The organism is Pseudomonas sp. NPDC089752, assembly GCF_044748725.1.
Lineage (GTDB): Bacteria > Pseudomonadota > Gammaproteobacteria > Pseudomonadales > Pseudomonadaceae > Aquipseudomonas.
In genome coordinates, this window is record NZ_JBIVGP010000027.1 from 1 (window position 1) to 20,490 (window position 20,490).

Genomic DNA, 20,490 nt, shown 5'->3' on the forward strand with positions numbered 1-20,490 from the left:
TATGGCACGGGCTACGCCCGTGTTCGCGGCTGAAGCCGCTCCCACAGCTCAATCCGCGCAGCTTTTTAAGTTTTGTGGAAGACAGTTGCTCCCACCAGGGATGTGCTGGCCTTACGCTTTCGCGAACTGGATGTCACGGCTTTCACCCATCAACAACGGGGCATTCGCCTCAGTCACCCCACGGATGTAATCCCAGAGCAGGGTAATCCGCTTCAACTTGCGCAAATCCTCCCGGCAATACATCCAGAACTGCCGCGTCACCTCGATCTGCTCAGGCAACACCGTCACCAACCGCGCATCCTGTGCCGCCAGAAAACACGGCAAGATCGCCAACCCACGCCCCTGCAACGCCGCGGTGTACTGTGCGATCACACTGGTGCTGCGCAGGTGCGCACTGGCATTGGGTATCAAATTGGCCAGGTACAGCAGCTCGGAGCTGAACGCCAGGTCATCCACATAGCTGATAAACGGATGGCCCACCAGGTCGCTGACCTGCTGAATTGGCGCATGGCTGTCCAGGTAATCCTGGGTCGCATACAGCCGCAGGCGGTAGTCGCACAGCTTGCAGCACACGTAAGGCCCATGCTCCGGTCGCTCCAGAGCGATGACGATATCCGCCTCGCGCTTGGACAGGCTGATGAAGTGCGGCAACGGCAGGATGTCCACCGAGATCGCCGGGTAGGCATCGACGAAATGGCTCAACTGTGGGGTGACGAAGAAGCTGCCGAAGCCTTCGGTGCAGCCCATGCGCACATGCCCCGACAATGCCACGCCAGACCCGGACACCTGCTCGCAGGCCATGTGCAGCGTGCTCTCGATCGACTCCGCATAACCCAGCAAACGCTGGCCTTCGGCGGTCAGCACAAAACCATTGGTGCGTGATTTTTCGAACAGCAAGGTGCCCAGCGCGCCTTCCAGCGAGGTGATGCGCCGCGACACCGTGGTGTAGTCGACGCTCAGGCGTTTGGCCGCGCTGCTGGCCTTGCGGGTGCGCGCCACTTCGAGGAAGAACTTCAAATCGTCCCAGTTCAGCGCACTGAGGGAGGTCAGGTCTTTTTGCATGTTGATCCGGTTTTTTTGTGCGTTCTTGTTGGATGTTTGCACATCTATACTCGAAAAAAGCCCCCTGACGCCACCTCGCGTTTGCACGGCGCTGGCGATCTCGTCCTGACAATAATTCCAAGGAGAACGCAGATGAACGCACCCCAATCCCCCGGCCAGACCAAGGTCGAGCAGGTCAAGCTGCTGATCGACGGCCAGTGGGTCGAATCGAAAACCACCGAATGGCGCGACATCGTCAACCCGGCCACCCAAGCGGTGCTGGCGCGGGTGCCGTTCGCCACCGTTGAAGAAGTGGATGCCGCCGTGGCCGCCGCCGAGCGCGCCTTCAAGACCTGGCGCGACACCCCGATCGGCGCCCGCATGCGCATCATGCTCAAGCTGCAGGCGCTGATCCGCGAACACAGCAAACGCATCGCCGTGACCCTCAGCGCCGAGCAGGGCAAGACCATTGCCGATGCCGAAGGTGACATCTTCCGTGGCCTGGAGGTGGTCGAGCATGCCGCCTCCATCGGCACCCTGCAGATGGGCGAGTTTGCCGAAAACGTCGCCGGTGGCGTCGACACCTACACCCTGCGCCAGCCGATCGGCGTGTGCGCCGGCATCACCCCGTTCAACTTCCCGGCGATGATCCCGCTGTGGATGTTCCCGATGGCCATCGTCTGCGGCAACACCTTCGTGCTCAAGCCGTCCGAGCAAGACCCGCTGTCGACCATGATGCTGGTCGAGCTGGCGCTGGAAGCCGGCGTGCCGGCCGGCGTGCTCAACGTGGTGCACGGCGGCAAGCAGGTGGTGGACGCCATTTGCACGCACAAGGACATCAAGGCGATTTCCTTCGTCGGCTCCACCGAAGTCGGCACCCACGTGTACAACCTGGGCAGCCAGCACGGCAAGCGCGTGCAGTCGATGATGGGCGCGAAGAACCACGCCGTGGTGCTGCCCGATGCCAACCGCACGCAGACCATCAACGCCCTGGTCGGTGCCGCATTCGGTGCTGCCGGCCAGCGCTGCATGGCCACTTCGGTGGCGGTGCTGGTGGGCAAGGCGCGCGAGTGGCTGCCGGATATCAAGGAAGCGGCGAGCAAGTTGAAGGTGAATGCCGGCAGCGAGCCGGGCACCGATGTCGGCCCGGTGGTTTCCAAGCGTGCCAAGGAGCGCGTGTTGGGGCTGATCGAGAGCGGTATCAAGGAAGGCGCCAAGCTGGAGCTGGATGGCCGCGACGTGAAAGTGCCGGGCTACGAGCAGGGCAACTTCGTCGGCCCGACCCTGTTCTCCGGGGTGAAGACCGACATGCAGGTATACACCCAGGAAATTTTCGGCCCGGTGCTGGTAACCCTGGAAGTCGACACCCTCGACGAGGCCATCGCCCTGGTCAATGCCAACCCGTTCGGCAACGGCACCGGCCTGTTCACCCAGAGCGGCGCGGCGGCGCGCAAGTTCCAGAGCGAAATCGACATCGGCCAGGTCGGCATCAACATCCCGATTCCGGTGCCGGTGCCATTCTTCAGCTTTACCGGTTCGCGTGGCTCCAAGCTTGGCGACCTCGGCCCGTACGGCAAGCAGGTGGTGCAGTTCTACACTCAGACCAAGACCGTCACCGCTCGCTGGTTCGATGACGACAGCGTCAATGACGGTGTGAACACCACCATCAGCCTGCGCTAAGGAGCTCGCCATGCGTATCGCATTCATCGGCCTGGGCAACATGGGCGCGCCCATGGCCCGCAACCTGATCAAGGCCGGGCATCAGCTGGACCTGTTCGACCTGAACAAGACCGTGCTGGCCGAGCTCGCCGAACTGGGCGGGCAGGTCAGCGCCTCGCCCAAGGAAGCAGCGGCCAACAGCGAGCTGGTGATCACCATGCTGCCGGCTGCTGCCCATGTACGCAGCGTGTATTTGAACGAAGACGGCGTGCTGGCGGGCGTGCGCCCCGGCACACCGACCGTGGACTGCAGCACCATCGACCCGCAGACCGCCCGCGAGGTGTCCAAGGCCGCTGCGGCCAAGGGCGTCGACATGGGCGATGCGCCGGTGTCCGGCGGCACCGGTGGCGCGGCGGCCGGCACCCTGACGTTCATGGTCGGTGCCAGCCCTGAGTTGTTCGCCACGCTCAAGCCGGTACTGGAGCAGATGGGCCGCAACATCGTGCACTGCGGCGAGGTCGGCACCGGGCAGATTGCCAAGATCTGCAACAACCTGCTGCTGGGCATCTCGATGATCGGCGTATCCGAAGCGATGGCGCTGGGCAATGCACTGGGCATCGACACCAAGGTGTTGGCCGGCATCATCAACAGCTCCACCGGGCGTTGCTGGAGTTCCGACACCTACAACCCCTGGCCGGGCATCATCGAGACCGCGCCGGCATCACGGGGTTACACCGGTGGCTTTGGTGCAGAGTTGATGCTCAAGGACCTGGGGCTGGCCACTGAAGCGGCTCGCCAGGCGCATCAGCCGGTGATACTTGGCGCTGTGGCCCAGCAGCTGTATCAGGCCATGAGCCTGCGTGGCGAGGGTGGCAAAGATTTCTCGGCGATTGTCGAGGGGTACCGCAAGAAGGATTGACGAGCGAGTGGGACTTGTGGGAGCGGGCTTGTCCCGCGAAATAGGCGCCTCGGTGCTTGGCACCGGCTATGCCGGTGTTCGCGGGGCAAGCCCGCTCCCACAGATCAGGCGAAAACGAAATACTTGCGCACAGTCTCGACCACTTCCCAGGTCCCTTTCATCCCCGGTTCGATCACGAACACATCCCCTGCCTTCAGGTGCTTCGGCTCCTCACCTTCCGGGGTGATGATGCAGTAGCCATCGAGGAAGTGGCAGAACTCCCACTTCTCATAATTCACCTCGAACTTGCCCGGGGTGCAGATCCAGGTCCCCATGATCTTGCTGCCGTCGGCCGACAGGTAGGCGTTGAGGTTCACGGTGTGCGGATCGCCGCCAATGCGCTTCCACTTGGTGGCGTCCACGACCGGCGTCGGGCAGGTTTCGCGCAGGACGGTGATGAAATCGGACATGGCACAACTCCTGGTGACTGGCTGAATGACTCGACACCATAGGGGGATTGGTCAAGCCGCAGTTGCCTGGGCTCGACGTCCAGGTGCCTGACTGCGCTATGTGCGCCTTAGCCAGCAGCCTGAGGCTGAATGAAATTTCCTACGCTTTGAGTCACCCGCTTCACCGGCTTTTGGAGTGAACTGCCCGATAGGCGTCGCGTTGGATGCGGGGTTTAGTTCGCATTGGTCGATCAACGAGTCCAAGCAATGGAATTTCTGGTGGTGTTACACACAGATGATGGTTCGAATTATGGGGTGACTGTTCCTGACCTGCCTGGCTGTTTTTCCGCTGGAGCGAGTGTTGCGCAAGCTTTGGGTAATCTTCAGGAAGCAATGGCCATACATTTCGAAGGTTTGATCGCTGATAACGAGAGGTTACCGCGAGCGCAGGAAATTCACGTCCACATGGCAAACGAGGATTACGAAGGAGGGATGTGGGCTGTCGTGGATTTCGATGTAACTCCGTACTTGGGTGACGCGAAGCGGCCCCAAAATCCCAGATCCCACAAGAAATCATCAGATTTTCCATCTTCCTTGTAGTCCATTTCCCAAAGATACTCTCGCAGTGCTTAAGTCATTGCGATGGGTATGAGTCGCGCTCTAGTCTCGGCGGGTCGTTGCAAATTCAACGGCCGGGTTTAGCAGCCCAGTCCCTATCAGGCTCAAGCATTCACCTTCATGGTGGTTGTGCGCGGGGCACCTTCGGGTGCGCCGGGTGCCTGACTTGCCGGTCTGCTAACCCGCGTACAGCTGCCTCCATTCGTTTAGCAGCGTTGATAGGCAGCTTCATTCCCGTCAGGAGCAAGCCATGCTGAAAATCGTCCCCGATCCACCCCTCAATTCTCTCGAAGACTCTCTCGCCATCATTTCCGAATACCTCGTGTGCGCCCACACCATCACCCAGCAACTGGTGTTCCTGAATGCTCAACAGCCCATGCAGGCGATGGGCTTGGCAGTGCTGCATGAAATCGAAGCAGCCCGTGGCCTCGTCGAGCAGACTTTGGCCCGGGTGCAGACACGTCACTGAACAGCGAGCAGAAAACCATGGAAAAGGAATTCATGACACCCGGCGTGGCCACAATGCGTGTTAGCGAATCGATCCCTGAACTGATGCGCGTGTTGCCTGGTATTCCAGTGAATGTGGCGCTGGAGCAGGCCTCGATCATTCAGGATTGTGTGCGTCACCTGACACTGGAGTCGGCTTTGGCAGAGCAGGGCGGCGGCAATTTGATGTGGGCGGCGCATTACCTGAGTGGGATGGCAAAAGCCTTGATGGATGATGCGGCACAGGGGTTACAGGCCTGAGAGGACTGGTGCCTGTGCGGGTCTCTTCGCGGGCGGTCCGACGTCTCGGCAAGCCCGCTCCACGGGTTTCGCGAAGAGGCTTTTCCTGGCAGCATCATGCTCACGCGCGGCAGCGAAACCCTTCCCCCCCATCATGATAGCGGCCATGGAAACCTTACTCGCGTTCTACCAAAACATCGGCCCGGCACTCTCGCTGCTGGTGGTCACCACCTTCGTGCTGGCGGGCGCGGTGAAAGGCGTGATCGGCCTCGGCCTGCCGACCATCGCCATGGGCCTGCTCGGGCTGGCCATGCCTCCGGCGCAGGCCGCCGCCTTGCTGATCGTCCCGTCGACGCTCACCAACCTCTGGCAGCTGGCGACTGGCGGCCATTTGCTGGCGCTGTTGCGGCGACTTGGGCCAATGCTCGCAGCGATCTTCATCGGCACCTTGCTCGGCAGTGCCTGGCTGGGGATCAACAGCGGCCCATGGGCGGTGCACGCGCTGGGCGCAGCGTTGCTGGTATATGCCGTGTATGGCCTGATCGGGCCTGGATTGCGCCTCGAGCCGAAAAAGGAAGGGTGGCTCGGGCCGTTGTGCGGGCTGGTGACTGGCGTGGTGACCGCCGCCACGGGTGTGTTCGTGATGCCCGCAGTGCCCTATCTGCAAAGCTTGAACCTGAGCCGTGACGAGATGATCCAGGCGCTGGGCCTGTCATTTACGGTCTCGACCGTGGCGCTTGCCCTCGGCCTGGCCGGGCAGGATGCCCTGGGCGGCCAGGCACTGGGCGCTTCATTGCTTATGCTGGCGCCAGCGCTGCTGGGCATGCTGGCGGGCCAGTGGTTGCGTCAGCGCATCAGCGCGGCACTGTTCAAGCGTTGCTTCTTCATTGGACTGGCCGTGCTTGGCGGCCATCTGCTGGTCAACGGTTAGCAGAAGAAGCGCTGAGCATCTCGATGGCCTGGATATCAAAATCGCGCTCCAGGTAATCCATGCGCTTTTCAAAGAACTCGACCATGTGCGGCAGTGCCGAGTGTTCGTCCAGCGCAGCCTTGCTCGCCCAGACCTCAAAGAACACGAACAGGCTCGGATCGGCCTTGTCGCGCAGCATGTGGTACTCGATGCAGCCAGGTTCCTGACGGCTCGGTTCGACATAGGCGCGGAACAGGGTTTCGAAGGCGTCGGCCATTTCCGGACGGGTCTTGGCCTTGAGGATGAAAGCGTGCTGTTCGCTCATGGATCGCTACTCGGTGATGAATGATGAAACGATTCTAAGGCAATAATGCTCTTTGCATTCGTGACTTGAAGTCAATTGTATTTTGACCGCCACCTGCTGTTTCCCGCCCAAGCGAGCCTCTAATCTGCCGGTCATTCAATTTGACTCGACCCCATGAGGCCCAGCATGAAAAAGATTCTCCTGCTCAACGGCGGCAAACAGTTCGCTCACTCCGACGGCCGCCTCAACCAGACTCTGCACGACGCCGCCTTGGCCCATCTCGACCGCGCCGGCTTCGATGTGCAGCAGACCTATATCGACGGCGGTTATGACGTGCAGGCCGAAGTCGAGAAATTCCTCTGGGCCGATGTGATCATCTACCAGATGCCGGGTTGGTGGATGGGCGCGCCGTGGACCGTGAAGAAGTACATCGACGAGGTGTTCACCGCCGGCCACGGCAGCCTCTACGCCAACGACGGTCGCACGCGTTCGGATGCCTCGCAAAAATACGGCAGTGGTGGCCTTGTGCACGGCAAGCAATACATGCTGTCGCTGACCTGGAACGCGCCGCAGCAGGCCTTCGACGACCCGAGCGATTTCTTCGAGGGCAAGGGGGTGGATGCGGTGTATTTCCCGTTCCACAAGGCCAATCAGTTCCTCGGCATGACTGGGCTGCCGACCTTCCTCGCCGTGGATGTGATGAAGCGCCCGGATGTGCCGGCCGCGTTGGCTGCTTATGAGGCGCATCTGGACGAAGTGTTCGGCCAGGCAAAGTAGCTGTCAGTCCCGGCCTCTTCGCGGGGCAAGCCCGCTCCCACAGGTTCTGGGCGGCTGCAAAACCTGTGGGAGCGGGCTTGCCCCGCGAAGAGGCCGGCACAACCACCGCTAGACTCAAAGGCCACAAGCAGCTATCTAGTACCCGCAAAGCTCCCAACACAGGCGCCGCCGTGAAGACACGATCCGAAGAACTCCAGGTATTCGTCGCCGTGATCGACTGCGGCTCGATCTCCGCCGCCGCCGAGCAGATGGGCCAGACCCCGTCGGCAGTAAGCCGCACCCTGGCACGCCTTGAGACGAAGCTCGGCACTACCCTGGTCAACCGCACCACGCGGCGCATGGACCTGACCGAGGAAGGGCGCTTCTTCCTCGAACGCTCGCGGCGGGTGCTTGAACAGATGGACGAGATGGAAGAGCGCCTGTCGATGCACCGCCAGAGCGCCGCAGGCCGCCTGCGCATCAATGCCGCCGCACCGTTCATGCTGCATGCCATCCTGCCCTGGATCGGCGAGTTTCGCCGCGAATACCCCGGCATCGAGCTGGAACTCAACACCGACGACCTGATCATCGACCTGTTGGAGCAGAGCACCGACGTGGCCATCCGCATCGGTGAGCTGGCCGACTCCAGCCTGCACGCCCGTTCGCTGGGCTGCAGCCCGGTGCAGATCCTCGCCAGTCCAGCCTATCTGGAAAAACACGGCACACCACAGCACGTCGAAGACTTGAATCAGCACTGTCTGCTCGGCTTCAGCCAGCCCGAATCCCTCAACCAGTGGCCGCTGCGCCACGCCCAGGGCGATCGCTGGCCCATCCGCCCAGCGCTGATCGCCTCCAGCGGTGAAACCTTGCGACAACTGGCCCTGGCCGGGGAGGGCATCGTCAGCCTGTCGCACTTCATGACCCATGAAGACATCCGCACCGGCCGCCTGCAGGTGCTGCTGGGTGACGCCAACAACGGCTACCGCCAGCCGATCCACGCCGTGTACTACCGCAACACGCAACTGGCCCTGCGTATCCAGTGCTTCCTCGACTTCATTCAGCAGAAGCTGGCGGTGTACGCCTGCTGAGTTGCCTGAACGCGACAAATCCTGCCCAAAGGCGGCGAAACTTCCTACGCTTGATTGCAGAGTCGACTGGCTTCGGCCTTACTGACTGATCAACAAAAACAACACCAAGGAAGTGTCATGCGTATTGTCCTGTTCCAGTCCATGGCCCTCGGCGCCGCGATCTTGAGCTGTTCCTCAGCCTATGCGGCAACCCTGGAGGGCGGCGCGGTGGCCGCGCCCGATCAATATGGCGCACAGGTGGCAGCCGCTATTTTGAAAAAGGGCGGCAACGCGGTGGATGCGGCCGTGGCCACGGCCTTCACCCTGGCGGTGACCTACCCAGAGGCCGGCAACATCGGCGGCGGTGGTTTCATGACCCTGTTCGTCGACGGCAAACCCTACTTCCTCGACTACCGCGAAGTGGCGCCCAAGGCGGCGACCCGCAACATGTACCTGGACGACAAGGGCGAGGTCATCGAGAACCTGAGCCTGGTCGGCGTTCGTGCGGCCGGCGTGCCTGGCACGGTCATGGGCCTGTGGGAAGCGCATCAGAAGTTCGGCAAATTGCCCTGGAGCGAACTGCTGACCCCGGCCATCGGCTATGCGAAAAACGGCTTCAAGATTGCCGAAAAGCAGTACCAATACCGCAACGATGCCCAGGGCCTGTTCAAGACCGCGACCAATTTCAACGACTATTTCGGCAACATGAAAGTCGGCGAGCTGTTCAAGCAACCGGAAATGGCCCAGACCCTCGAACGCATCGCCGACAAGGGCGTGAGCGAGTTCTACCAGGGCAAGACCGCCGACCTGCTGGTCGCGCAAATGCAGGCTGACAAAGGCCTGATCACCAAGCAAGACCTCAAGGATTACAAAGCCGTGTGGCGCGAGCCGATGGCCCTGAGTTGGCGCGGCAACGTGGTGTACACCGCGCCACCGCCAAGCTCCGGCGGCGTCGCCCTGGCCCAGTTGCTGGGCATCAAGGAAGACCGCGCTGCCGACTTCAAGGGCGTGGCGCACAACTCGGCGCAGTACATTCACCTGCTGGCCGAGATCGAGAAACGCGTGTTCGCCGACCGCGCCGACTACCTGGGCGACCCGGCCTTTACCCAGGTGCCGGTCGACAAGCTGGTCGCCAAGGATTACCTGGCCAAACGCGCCGCACAGGTCGACCCCAAGGCCATCTCGGTGACCGAAGACGTCAAGCCGGGGCTGGAGCCGCACCAGACCACGCACTTCTCGATCGTCGACAAACAGGGCAATGCGGTCAGCAACACCTACACCCTCAACCTCGATTACGGCAGTGGCGTGGTGGTGAAGGGCGCGGGCTTCCTGCTCAACGACGAGATGGATGACTTCAGCGCCAAGCCGGGCGCCGCCAACGCCTTTGGGGTGGTCGGCGGTGATGCCAACGCCATTGCCCCCGGCAAGCGCATGCTGTCGTCCATGAGCCCGAGCCTGATGACCCGCGACGGCAAGGTCGAACTGGTGATCGGTACGCCCGGTGGTTCGCGGATCTTCACCTCGATCTTCCAGGTGATGAACAACCTGTATGACTACGGCATGCCGCTGGAGAAAGCGGTGGCGGCGCAGCGTGTGCACCACCAGTTGTTGCCTAAAGACACCATCTACTTCGACAGCTACGCGCCGCTGACCGGGCCGGTGGCGGATGAGCTGAAGAAAATGGGTTATGTGCTGGAGGATCAGGGCTGGGAGATGGGAGATATCCAGGCGATCCGGGTGAACGGGGCGAAGCTTGAGACGGCTTCGGACCCGCGGGGGCGTGGGGTGGGGATGATCGTCAAATAGTTCTGTTCAGGCAGGACTGCCCTCTTCGCGGGGCAAGCCCGCTCCCACAGGGACAGCGCAGGTCATCTTGTGGGAGCGGGCTTGCCCCGCGAAGGCTATCTAAAGGTCAGACGCGGAACTGGCTGACCAGCATCTGCAGGTGCCCACCCAGGCGCGCCAGCTCCACGCTCGACGCAGCGGTTTCATCGCTGGCCGCCGCCGTCTGCTCCGACACATCGCGCACATTCAGGATGCTGCGGCTGATCTCCTCAGCCACCGCACTCTGCTGCTCGGCCGCCGCAGCAATCTGCTGGTTCATCGATTGGATGCTCGACACCGTACTGGTGATGTTCTCCAGCGACACCCCGGCCTTGCGCGCCAGCTCCACACTGCTGTCGGTCAGGGTGCGGCTGCCCTGCATGGCATTGGCGACCTGCTGAGTACCATGCTGCAGGCCGGCCACCAGTTCTTCGATCTCTTCGGTGGATTTCTGCGTACGCTGGGCCAGGCCGCGTACTTCGTCGGCAACCACGGCAAAACCACGGCCAGCCTCGCCAGCGCGGGCGGCTTCGATCGCGGCATTGAGTGCCAGCAGGTTGGTCTGTTCGGCCACCGACTTGATCACGTCCATCACGCTGCCGATCTTCTGGCTTTCCTGCTGCAGCAGGTTCATGGCCTCGGTGGAGCGGTGCACTTCCTCGGCCAAGCGTTCGATCTGGCTGATCGCTTCGCCCACCACGCGGTCGCCCGCACGGGCCTCGCCGTCGGCGCCGGTGGCCGCGTGCGAAGCCTGCTCGGCATTGCGCGCGACTTCCTGAACGGTCGCGGCCATTTCGTGCATGGCGGTGGCGACCTGGTCGGTTTCAACCTTCTGGCTGTTGGCACCGGCGCTGGTCTGCTCGGTGACGGCCGACAGCTCTTCGGCGGCGCTGGCAATCTGCGTGACGCCGTCGCGGATCCCGCTGATCAGCTCGCGCAGGGTGGTGCCCATGCGCGCGATGCCTTGCTGCAGCACACCGATCTCGTCGCGGCGGGTGACGCGCATGTCGTGGGTCAGGTCGCCACCGGCGATGCGCTCCACGGCCTGCAGGGTCTCGCGCAGGGGGCGGGTGATCTGGCGGGTGATGATGACGGCTGCCAGAACACCGGCGAGCAACGCCAGCAGCGTGGCGATGGTCTGCAGGCTGCGGGCCTGGGCGCTTTCGGCGTCACGACGGTCGATCTGGATCTTGTACAGCGCGTCGCTGCGCTTGACGATGTCGGCGCCCTGCACGGTCATTTCTGCACGGGAACTGGTGATCTGCGCGACCGCATCGCGGAACTGGCGCACCGCCTCGCGGTAGCCCTGTACCGACTGCTCGAACTGCTGCACGCGGGTGGCATCGGATGGCAGCTGGCGCTTGAGGTTGTCGATTTCCACCAGGGCCGATTCCAGCTGGCGCAGGGCCGCCTGCTCATTGGCCGCGCTGTTTTCGGCGATGTAGCCGCGCACATCGATACGCACTTGCAGCAGTTGCTGGCGCACTTTGCTGATCAGCTGGTACTGAGCCAGGCGCACGCTGTCGGCCTCAGGGCGGGCCATGACGTCCTGGCTGAGGCGTTCCATGGCCTCGTCGGCCTTGGCCGCCGAGACGTTCATCGCCTCACGGGCGGCCAGGGAGTTCTTGTAGCCAGCGCGCATTTTGTTCAACGAGACTTCGTACTCGCTGATGGTCTGGCCCAGTTCTTTCAGCAGCTTGACGTTTTCCGGGCTCTTGAAGGTGCTGACCAGGTGTTCCTGCTGCTTGCTGAATGCGTCCAGCTTGGCCTGGGTGTTGGCGGCGGCGGTATCGTCGCCATTGGCGATCATGTACTGCAGGCGCGCGATGCGCAGGTCGGTCAGGTCCTTGTTGAGCTGGCCGATGTCGCCCATCCAGTTGCTGCGGTCGATCAGGCTGCCCAGGCTGGTCCAGCCGGTCAGCGCCAGCAGGCCGGTAAGGACCAGCACCAGGCCGAAGCCCAGGCCGAGTTTGAGGTTGACGCTGATGTTGGCAAACCAGCTGTTCATGCACGATCTCCAGAATTAATTTCGCTCACTTGATCATTTTTCGATCGCAAGGCGTTGTTGTTCTGGATGCCCGCTGAATCGTGCAGGAGTTATCGGCACGAGACAGCGAAGCTGAAACGCTTTTACAGCTGATTTGTAACACTATGAAAATCCTGGCGATTTCGCTTGCCGAGTCGTCGGACCGCCGCGAACGCTCAAAGGCTGCGCGCACTGAAGGTATCGCAGCTGTTCACATCCCCCTCGGCAAACCCGGCCTTGAACCAACGCACCCGCTGCGCCGAAGTGCCATGGGTAAACGAATCCGGGACCACGCGTCCCTGACCCTTCTGTTGCAAGCGGTCATCACCGATGGCGTTGGCGGCATTCAGCGCTTCCTCGACATCTCCTGGCTCCAGCCAGTTCAGGCGTTGCTGCGCCTGGTAGGCCCAGACACCGGCCAGGCAGTCGGCCTGCAATTCCTGGCGTACCAGCAGGCCATTGTCGCCCTCCATGCGTTGGCCAGCTCGGCGCGCGGCATCGACCTTGGCCGATACCCCGAGCAAAGTCTGCACATGGTGGCCGATCTCGTGGGCGATCACATAGGCCTGGGCGAAGTCGCCGGCAGCGGCGAAGCGGGTTTCCATCTCGCGGAAGAACGACATGTCCAGGTACACGCGCTGGTCCGCCGGGCAGTAGAACGGGCCCACCGCAGCCGAAGCGAATCCGCACGCGGAATTCACCTGGCCACTGAACAGCACCAGCTTGGGGTCGCGATATTGTTTGCCTGCCTGGGAGAACAGGGCTTTCCAGGTGTCTTCGGTATCGCCGAGGATCGAGGCGACGAACTGCGCCTGTTCGTCGTTGGCTGCCGGCGCCTTGTTGTCCACGCCGCTGGGAGCCTGCTGCTGCTGTTCCATCTGCCCGGTGAGCTGGCCGAGAATCTGCAGCGGGTCCTGGCCGGTCAGCCAGCCGATGCCGACGATCAGCAGGATCGCGCCAAGCCCCAGCCCCTTGCCGCCACCAAAGCGCATGCCACCGCCGCCGCCACCTTCGCCACGGGCATCGACCACGTTGTCGCTGCGCCGGCCTTTTCGCCATTCCATCAGATGCACTCCCGAGCTTGAAACATGAAGTCAAAGATTAGTTCACCTCTGCCAAACGGACTAATGCATAACCATTTGGTTAATCAACTGACCACTGAATTCAATATTCATCCCTCGCGACTTATCTGAAACTGCAAGTCCCCTGTGGGAGCGGGCTTGTCCCGCGATGGGCTTCAAAGAAGCCCCAAGAGGTTTTCATAATTCCAAGAGAGGAAAACGGCATGCCCGCCCAGGACAACAGCCGCTTCGTGATCCGTGATCGCAACTGGCACCCCAAAGCCCTGACCCCCGACTACAAGACCTCGATTGCCCGTTCGCCGCGCCAGGCATTGGTCAGCATCCCGCAATCCATCAGCGAAACCACTGGCCCGGACTTCACCCACCTGGGCTTCGGCGCCCACGACCATGACCTGCTGCTGAACTTCAACAACGGTGGCCTGCCGATCGGCGAGCGCATCATCGTCGCCGGCCGTGTCGTCGACCAGTACGGCAAGCCGGTGCCCAGCACCCTGGTAGAGATCTGGCAAGCCAACGCTGGCGGCCGCTACCGCCACAAGAACGACCGCTACCTGGCGCCGCTGGACCCGAACTTCGGCGGTGTCGGCCGCTGCCTGACCGACCGCGATGGCTATTACAGCTTCCGCACCATCAAGCCCGGCCCGTACCCGTGGCGCAACGGCCCCAACGACTGGCGCCCGGCGCACATCCACGTAGGCGTCAGCGGCCCGTCGATCGCCACCAAGCTGATCACCCAGCTGTACTTCGAAGGCGACCCGCTGATCCCGATGTGCCCGATCGTCAAGTCGATCGCCAACCCCGACGCGGTGCAGCAGTTGATCGCCAAGCTCGACATGAGCAACGGCAACCCGATGGACTGCCTGGCATACCGCTTTGACATCGTGCTGCGCGGCCAGCGCAAGACCCACTTCGAAAACTGCTGAGGACCCCGCCATGCCAATCGAACTGCTGCCGGAAACCCCCTCGCAGACCGCCGGCCCCTACGTGCATATCGGCCTGGCCCTGGAAGCGGCCGGCAACCCGACCCGCGACCAGGAAATCTGGAACTGCCTGGCCAAGCCAGAGGCGCCGGGTGAGCACATTCTGCTGATCGGCCACGTGTATGACGGCAATGGCCACCTGGTCCGCGATTCGTTCCTGGAGCTGTGGCAGGCCGATGCCGCCGGCCAGTACCAGGATGCCTACAACCTGGAAAACGCCTTCAACAGCTTCGGCCGCACCGCCACCACCTTCGATGCCGGCGAGTGGACCGCGCAGACGGTCAAACCCGGTGTGGTGAACAACGCTGCAGGCGTACCGATGGCGCCGCACATCAACATCAGCCTGTTTGCCCGTGGCATCAACATCCACCTGCACACGCGGCTGTATTTCGATGATGAGGCCGAGGCCAACGCCAAGTGCCCTGTGCTCAACCTGATCGAGCAGCCGCAACGCCGTGAGACATTGATTGCCAAGCGTTGCGAAGTGGCTGGGAAGACGGCATATCGGTTCGATATCCGTATTCAGGGGGAAGGGGAAACAGTGTTCTTCGACTTCTGAATGAAGAAGGGGCCGCTTTGCGGCCCCAACATCTCAGCCTTTCACCGGTTTCAGGTCGAATGCATCGCTCTGATACTGGAACAGCAGGCAATCTGCTGCGGCCGTGCAGCCGCTTTCATGCACCAGGTCAGCGGGCAGCTTGTAGTAGGCCCCCGCCGGGTACTCGATGCGCTTGCCGTCGATCACAGCATAGAACGTACCGCTCAACACCACCGTTGGCAGCGTCTGGCTGTGCTGGTGGAGGCCGTTGTCGGTGCCTTTCGTGAACTTCACATACGCCGAGTAGGGCCCCTTGCCGAAGATATCGCCTTCGACGTTGGCATAGCTGACGGCGGCGTTGGTATTGGGTACGTCCTGCCATTTCAAGGCCGTATGATCGGGCACCGAAATGGTCTTCCCCGCTGCGCTGCAGCCGAGGGTCAAGCCGAGCGCCATGGTGGCGATGATTGCCTGTACTGCTTTCATGATGAAGCTCCTTTGTTGAGTGGCGACGCAACAAAGGTTATCTGGATGAACCGTGCACAAATACGCGAAAAGGTAGCAATGACCTGTGCTTTTTATACACAAATAAGCATCACCATCTCGCTTGTGAGTAATACGCCTGCACGTAATCGAGCAATGCTCTGACCTTGGGCGCGAGATAGCGGCTTTGTGGATAAACCGCATACAGACTGCGCCCAGGTAGCATCCAAGTTCCCAGCACCGGCACCAGTCGCCCATCCTCCAGGGCATCATGAACGATGAAACGGTCGAAGCTGGCGATGCCCAGTGCACCGATGGCAGCGGCGCGCAGGGCCATCGGCGAGTTGGCGCTCAAGCGTCGTGGCATCAGCACTTCACATCGCTCACCGGTATCGCGCGCAAGCTGCAAACGTTGCGGGTGCAGCAACTGGCTGTAGCCAAGCAATGGGTGGTTGACCAACTCTTCGGGCGAGGTGGGTGTTCCGTGCCGTTCCAGGTAGCGCGGTGCGGCAACCAGCACGACTTCGCTGGCCGTCAAACGACGCGCCACCAGGCTGGAATCAGGCAGATGATCGATGACCCGCAGGCAAACATCGATTTGTTCTTCCAGCAGGTCGACAAAACGGTCACTGCAATGCAGCTCGATTTGCAACAAGGGATGGCGCTCGACGAAATCCGGCAGCCAGCGCCCCATTTCCAGCTCTCCGAAAGCTGTGGACACGCCCAGACGCAAGGTGCCAGTGGGTTGTTGCTGATGCTCGGACAATTCCAGGGTCATCGCCTGCATCTGTTCGAGGATCTGCACGCAATGGCGATAGAACAGCGCACCGGCTTCGGTGAGGTGCAGGCGGCGGGTGGTGCGGGTGAGCAACTGCGTGCCGAGGTGGCGTTCGAGGTGCTTGACCTGGCGTGACAGGACCGTGTGCGAGACGCCTGCCTGGTTGGCGGCGGCGCTGAAACTGCCGAGGTCGACGACCCGGCGGAAGGTTTGCATGGCACTGAACTGGTCCATCGGCACAACTCTCCTGGCTGCGTGCGCCGGGGCCATTGCGGCCCCGGTGCAACGCGGATCAGCGCCGAACCAGCAGCACCCCGCTTTCCATGTGATGGGTATACGGGAACTGGTCGAACAGCGCGCAGCGTTCGATACGGTGGGTATCTTGCAGCTGAGCGATGTTCTGCGCCAGCGTCTCGGGGTTGCACGAGATGTACAGGATTCGCTCGAAGCGCCGGGTCAGCTCGCAGGTGTCCGGGTCCATGCCCGCACGCGGCGGGTCGACGAACACGGTGCCGAAGTCGTAGCTCTTGAGGTCGATGCCCTCCAGACGACGGAACGGGCGCACGTCATTCAGGGCCTGGGTCAGCTCTTCGGCGGACAGGCGCACCAGGCGCACGTTATCCACAGCGTTTTCGTCGAGGTTGCTCAGCGCGGCGTTGACCGAGGTCTTGCTGATCTCGGTGGCCAGCACCTGGCGCACGCGGGTGGCCAGCGGCAGGGTGAAGTTGCCGTTGCCGCAGTACAGCTCCAGCAGGTCGTCTTCGCGATCGTCGATGGCCTCGAATGCCCAGCTCAGCATCTTCTGGTTCACCGCGCCGTTGGGCTGGGTGAAGGCGCCCTCGGGCTGGCGATAGCTGAACACCCGGCCAGCGACGTCGAGTTTCTCTACCGCGTAATCGCGGCCGATGACCAGGCGTTTGCCCTTGGAGCGGCCGATCAGGCTCACACCGAGTTCTTCAGCCAGTTGCCGCGCGGCCACTTCCCAAGCCTCGTCCAGCGGCCGGTGGTAGCACAGGGTGATCATCGCGTCGCCGGCCAGGGTGGTGAGGAACTCCACCTGGAACAGGCGATTGCTCAGGTCCTCGCTGGCCTGCCAGGCGGCTTTCAGACGCGGCATCAGGTCATTGATGCGCTGGCTGGCAATCGGGAAATCATCGATCAGGATGGCCTTGTGCTTCTCGCCGGGGGCGAACATCGCATAGTGGCGCTGGCCGTCCTCGCGCCACAGGCGGAATTCGGCGCGCAGGCGGTAATGCTCGCGCGGCGAGTCGAACACGGCAGGCTCCGGCGCACCGAAAGGCGCCAGCAGCTCGCGCAGGCGGGCGACTTTGCCCTGCAGTTGCGCGTCGTAGGCGCTAGGGTCGAAGACAGCACTCATGCGTTGAACCAGCCCAGCTTGATGACGAACAGGATGGAAAGGATCACCAGGGCCGGGTTCAGGTCGCGGTGGCGGCCGGAGATCAGCTTGACGGCAGTCCAGGCGATGAAGCCGAAGGCGATGCCGTTGGCGATCGAGTAGGTCAGCGGCATGGCAAGGGCGGTCACTACCACCGGTGCGGCTTCGGTGACGTCGTCCCAGTTTATTTCCGCCAGGCCCGAGGCCATCAGCACGGCGACGAACAGCAGCGCCGGGGCGGTGGCGAAGGCGGGCACGCTACCGGCCAGCGGGGCGAAGAACAGCGCCAGCAGGAACAGCACGGCCACCACGATGGCGGTCAGGCCAGTACGGCCACCGGCGCTGACGCCCGCTGCCGATTCGATGTAGCTGGTGGTGGTCGAGGTGCCCAGCAGGGAGCCGGCCATGGCCGCGGTGCTGTCGGCGATCAGGGCGCGGCCCATTTTCGGCATGTGGCCGTCCTTGCCCATCAGCCCGGCACGCTTGGCCACGCCGATCAGGGTGCCCGAGTTGTCGAACAGGTCGACGAACAGGAAGGCGAAGATCACGCTGACCAGGCCCACGTCGAGGGCACCGGCGATGTCCAGCTGAAGGAAGGTCGGCGCCAGCGAAGGCGGCATGGAAACGATGCCGCCAAACGGCGTCACGCCCATCGCGATCGCGGCCACGGTGACCGCCAGGATGCCGATCAGCACCGCACCGCGCACCTTCAACGACTCAAGGCCGACGATCAGGAAGAAGCCCAGGGTGGCGAGGATTGGCGCAGGTTGCTTGAGGTCGCCCAGGCCCACCAGGGTAGCCGGGTTATCGACGACGATCCCCGCGTTATGCAGGGCGATCAGCGCCAGGAACAAGCCGATACCCGCCGCAATGGCCGAGCGCAGCGGCAGCGGGATGCTGTTCACGATCCATTCGCGGATGCGGAAGATCGACAGCAGGAAGAACATCACCGCCGACAGGAACACCGCGCCCAGCGCGACTTGCCAGGTGTGGCCCATGTGCAGGACCACGGTGTAGGTGAAGAACGCGTTCAGGCCCATGCCCGGCGCCAGGGCGATCGGGTAGTTGGCGATCAGGCCCATGGTGGTCGAGCCGATGGCCGCGGCCAGGCAGGTGGCGACGAAGATCGCACCCTTGTCCATGCCGGTCTCGCCGAGGATGCTCGGGTTGACGAACAGGATGTAGGCCATGGCCAGGAAGGTGGTGACGCCCGCCAGAATCTCGGTGCGCACGTTGGTGTTGTGTGCTCTTAGTTGAAACAGCCTTTCCAGCATGCCCGCTCCCCAAGGCGCCCCCGGCGCCGTGATTGTATCGACCCCATCAGCAAAGCACAGACCGTACCGGATGCCGTGGTTTTGTGTGGGGAGGAAAAAAGCCGCGCATCATACCAGCATGACTGGCGGGGGCCTATGGCCGTTGGGTAAGGGAATTGGGTATGTCAGTTCTGGCCTCTTCGCGGGGCAAGCCCGCTCCCACAGAATCTACTCTGAACCCTGTGGGAGCGGGCTTGCCCCGCGAACAGGGCCGGTACAGTCACCTCATCAGTCATCGTGCAACCGATCCCGTTTGGCCAAGGTCGGGAACAACTTTATCCACACCCCGGTCACCACCAGGGTGCCGACACCGCCGAGCACCACCGCCGGCACCGTACCAAACCAGTGCGCAGTCACACCCGATTCGAACTCGCCGAGCTGATTCGAGGCACCGATGAACAGGCCATTCACCGCACTGACCCGGCCACGCATCTCATCCGGCGTCTCCAGCTGCACGAAGGCGCCGCGGATCACCATGCTGATCATGTCCGCCGCACCCAGCACCACCAGCACCGCCAGCGAGAACCAGAACGAGGTCGACAGGCCGAAGGCGATGGTCGCCACGCCGAACACGCCGACCGCCGTGAACATGGTGCGGCCGACCTTGCGTTCCACCGGGAAGCGCGCCAGCCACAGCGACATCAGCAACGCCCCCACCGCCGGTGCCGAACGCAGCAGGCCCAGGCCCCAGGGGCCGGTGAGCAGGATGTCCTTGGCGAACACCGGCAGCAACGCGGTGGCGCCGCCCAGCAGCACGGCGAACAGGTCGAGCGAAATGGCCCCGAGAATGTCAGGCCGGCTGCGGATGAAGCGGATCCCGGCCAGCAGCGACTCCAGGCTGGCGCGGCCGCGCTGGGGCACTTGTTGGCGCGAATCCAGGCTCAGCATCAACAGACAGGCAATGGCGTACAGCACCACGGTCGGGCCATACACCCAGATGCTGCCAAAGGCATAGAGGAAACCGCCCACGGCCGGGGCGACGATGGTCGCGGCCTGGGTCGCCGATGCAGACGCCGCCACGGCGCGTGGAAACAGCCCGGGTGGCACCACATTGGGCAGCAGCGCCTGGGTGGCGGGCATTTCGAACGAGCGGGTGGCGCCCAGCAGGAAGGCCAACACGAAGATCAGCTCGCGGCTGACGTTGTCGGTGGCGCTACCCAGGGCCAGCGCCAGGGCGATCAGCCCCTGCAGGGTCTGGCACAGGGCAGCGACCTTGCGCCGGTCATAGCGGTCGGCGACATGCCCGGTGTGCAGCATGAACAGCACTCGTGGGGCGAATTCGACCAGGCCGACCAGGCCCAGGTCGAGCACGTTGCCGGTGAGTTGGTAGAGGTGCCAGCCAATGGCCACGGTGAGCATCTGGAAGCCGCTGGCGGTGAACACACGGGCCAGCCAGAAGGCCACGAAAGGGCGGTGATGGCGCAACAACTGCGGTGCTGAATCGGACATCGTGAGCCTGTGGCCTCGGCGCAGTAGACGGGTCGGCAGCGTATCATCTGTTTGTAACAAACAGTTACTGTTTGCCGTGATCGGCACTTTTTCACGCGTGCGAAAAGAGGGTGGGGCAACAGGTCACGCGGCAATCAACCACACGGCCCGTCGGGCCATTCGAGACTATGCTTCCTAGCAATCGTTGATCTGG

20 protein-coding genes and 1 pseudogene are annotated in these 20,490 nt (G+C 62.7%); 11 read left to right on the forward strand and 10 right to left on the reverse strand.

The annotated features are described in order from the left end of the window. Window positions 1–111: 111 nt before the first annotated feature. Window positions 112–1,062 carry a LysR family transcriptional regulator gene (locus tag ACIPZF_RS25715; RefSeq protein ID WP_400804777.1) on the reverse strand — a complete coding sequence of 317 codons (951 nt, stop codon included), beginning with the start codon at window positions 1,060–1,062 and terminating at the stop codon, window positions 112–114. A gap of 132 nt (window positions 1,063–1,194) precedes the next feature. Here ACIPZF_RS25715 and ACIPZF_RS25720 point away from each other — a divergent pair, with 132 nt between their 5' ends. Together ACIPZF_RS25720 and mmsB are read left to right on the forward strand one after the other, a co-directional pair. Continuing rightward, window positions 1,195–2,721: a CoA-acylating methylmalonate-semialdehyde dehydrogenase gene (locus tag ACIPZF_RS25720; RefSeq protein WP_400804779.1), complete on the forward strand. Its 1,527-nt coding sequence runs from the start codon at window positions 1,195–1,197 to the stop codon at window positions 2,719–2,721. A 10-nt stretch (window positions 2,722–2,731) separates the two neighbouring features. Then, window positions 2,732–3,619: a 3-hydroxyisobutyrate dehydrogenase gene (gene mmsB / locus ACIPZF_RS25725; protein WP_400804782.1), complete on the forward strand. Its 888-nt coding sequence runs from the start codon at window positions 2,732–2,734 to the stop codon at window positions 3,617–3,619. A gap of 104 nt (window positions 3,620–3,723) precedes the next feature. Here the strand turns inward: mmsB and ACIPZF_RS25730 are convergent, their stop codons facing one another. Then, entirely contained in the window at window positions 3,724–4,068 is a 345-nt protein-coding gene (locus ACIPZF_RS25730; protein ID WP_003258412.1) for a cupin domain-containing protein, read from the reverse strand. Between the two features lie 246 nt (window positions 4,069–4,314). Between ACIPZF_RS25730 and ACIPZF_RS25735 the strand changes: the two are divergent. The 4 genes and pseudogenes from ACIPZF_RS25735 to ACIPZF_RS25750 all read left to right on the forward strand — a co-directional run. Then, window positions 4,315–4,593, forward strand: a pseudogene (locus tag ACIPZF_RS25735) (type II toxin-antitoxin system HicB family antitoxin); the annotation flags it as partial. 322 nt (window positions 4,594–4,915) lie between these two features. Beyond that, window positions 4,916–5,134 carry a hypothetical protein gene (locus ACIPZF_RS25740; protein WP_400804785.1) on the forward strand — a complete coding sequence of 73 codons (219 nt, stop codon included), beginning with the start codon at window positions 4,916–4,918 and terminating at the stop codon, window positions 5,132–5,134. Window positions 5,135–5,151: 17 nt separating this feature from the next. Further along, entirely contained in the window at window positions 5,152–5,412 is a 261-nt protein-coding gene (locus ACIPZF_RS25745) for a DUF3077 domain-containing protein (protein WP_400804788.1), read from the forward strand. Window positions 5,413–5,557: 145 nt separating this feature from the next. Continuing rightward, window positions 5,558–6,322: a sulfite exporter TauE/SafE family protein gene (locus tag ACIPZF_RS25750; protein WP_400804789.1), complete on the forward strand. Its 765-nt coding sequence runs from the start codon at window positions 5,558–5,560 to the stop codon at window positions 6,320–6,322. On the opposite strand, the gene ACIPZF_RS25755 is transcribed toward ACIPZF_RS25750, so the two are convergent. Continuing rightward, entirely contained in the window at window positions 6,312–6,626 is a 315-nt protein-coding gene (locus ACIPZF_RS25755) for a putative quinol monooxygenase (RefSeq protein ID WP_400804792.1), read from the reverse strand. The genes ACIPZF_RS25750 and ACIPZF_RS25755 overlap by 11 nt on opposite strands. A gap of 165 nt (window positions 6,627–6,791) precedes the next feature. Between ACIPZF_RS25755 and ACIPZF_RS25760 the strand changes: the two genes are divergently transcribed. The 3 genes from ACIPZF_RS25760 (at window position 6,792) to ggt (ending at window position 10,234) form a co-directional block, all read left to right on the forward strand. Further along, complete coding sequence (locus ACIPZF_RS25760) at window positions 6,792–7,382, forward strand: NAD(P)H-dependent oxidoreductase (RefSeq protein WP_400804794.1); 591 nt, start codon at window positions 6,792–6,794, stop codon at window positions 7,380–7,382. A 170-nt stretch (window positions 7,383–7,552) separates the two neighbouring features. Next, window positions 7,553–8,449, forward strand: coding sequence for a LysR family transcriptional regulator (locus ACIPZF_RS25765; RefSeq protein WP_400804797.1), 897 nt, complete (start codon window positions 7,553–7,555; stop codon window positions 8,447–8,449). 117 nt (window positions 8,450–8,566) lie between these two features. After that, complete coding sequence (gene ggt, locus ACIPZF_RS25770) at window positions 8,567–10,234, forward strand: gamma-glutamyltransferase (protein ID WP_400804800.1); 1,668 nt, start codon at window positions 8,567–8,569, stop codon at window positions 10,232–10,234. 106 nt (window positions 10,235–10,340) lie between these two features. On the opposite strand, the gene ACIPZF_RS25775 is transcribed toward ggt, so the two are convergent. Together ACIPZF_RS25775 and ACIPZF_RS25780 are read right to left on the reverse strand one after the other, a co-directional pair. Next, window positions 10,341–12,260 carry a methyl-accepting chemotaxis protein gene (locus tag ACIPZF_RS25775; RefSeq protein WP_400804802.1) on the reverse strand — a complete coding sequence of 640 codons (1,920 nt, stop codon included), beginning with the start codon at window positions 12,258–12,260 and terminating at the stop codon, window positions 10,341–10,343. 194 nt (window positions 12,261–12,454) lie between these two features. Then, window positions 12,455–13,342: a neutral zinc metallopeptidase gene (locus tag ACIPZF_RS25780; protein ID WP_400804804.1), complete on the reverse strand. Its 888-nt coding sequence runs from the start codon at window positions 13,340–13,342 to the stop codon at window positions 12,455–12,457. Between the two features lie 221 nt (window positions 13,343–13,563). On the opposite strand from ACIPZF_RS25780, the gene pcaH reads away from it, so the two are divergent. Together pcaH and pcaG are read left to right on the forward strand one after the other, a co-directional pair. Beyond that, window positions 13,564–14,283 carry a protocatechuate 3,4-dioxygenase subunit beta gene (gene pcaH, locus ACIPZF_RS25785; RefSeq protein WP_400804806.1) on the forward strand — a complete coding sequence of 240 codons (720 nt, stop codon included), beginning with the start codon at window positions 13,564–13,566 and terminating at the stop codon, window positions 14,281–14,283. A gap of 10 nt (window positions 14,284–14,293) precedes the next feature. Then, on the forward strand, window positions 14,294–14,899 hold the full coding sequence (gene pcaG / locus ACIPZF_RS25790; RefSeq protein ID WP_400804809.1) for a protocatechuate 3,4-dioxygenase subunit alpha: 606 nt from the start codon (window positions 14,294–14,296) through the stop codon (window positions 14,897–14,899). Between the two features lie 33 nt (window positions 14,900–14,932). On the opposite strand, the gene ACIPZF_RS25795 is transcribed toward pcaG, so the two are convergent. The 5 genes from ACIPZF_RS25795 to ACIPZF_RS25815 form a co-directional block, all read right to left on the reverse strand. Further along, entirely contained in the window at window positions 14,933–15,364 is a 432-nt protein-coding gene (locus tag ACIPZF_RS25795) for a cupin domain-containing protein (RefSeq protein ID WP_400804812.1), read from the reverse strand. Window positions 15,365–15,473: 109 nt separating this feature from the next. Further along, the gene (locus ACIPZF_RS25800; protein ID WP_400804815.1) at window positions 15,474–16,373 is read right to left on the reverse strand and encodes a LysR family transcriptional regulator; all 900 of its coding nucleotides are present in this window, start codon (window positions 16,371–16,373) and stop codon (window positions 15,474–15,476) included. Window positions 16,374–16,431: 58 nt separating this feature from the next. After that, a complete protein-coding gene (gene trmA, locus ACIPZF_RS25805) occupies window positions 16,432–17,517 on the reverse strand; it encodes a tRNA (uridine(54)-C5)-methyltransferase TrmA (protein WP_400804817.1) in 1,086 nt (361 codons plus the stop codon). Further along, on the reverse strand, window positions 17,514–18,809 hold the full coding sequence (locus tag ACIPZF_RS25810) for an NCS2 family permease (RefSeq protein WP_400804820.1): 1,296 nt from the start codon (window positions 18,807–18,809) through the stop codon (window positions 17,514–17,516). The genes trmA and ACIPZF_RS25810 overlap by 4 nt, the downstream gene beginning before the upstream one ends. 267 nt (window positions 18,810–19,076) lie before the next feature. Beyond that, window positions 19,077–20,297, reverse strand: coding sequence for an MFS transporter (locus ACIPZF_RS25815; protein WP_400804823.1), 1,221 nt, complete (start codon window positions 20,295–20,297; stop codon window positions 19,077–19,079). Window positions 20,298–20,490: the final 193 nt, after the last annotated feature.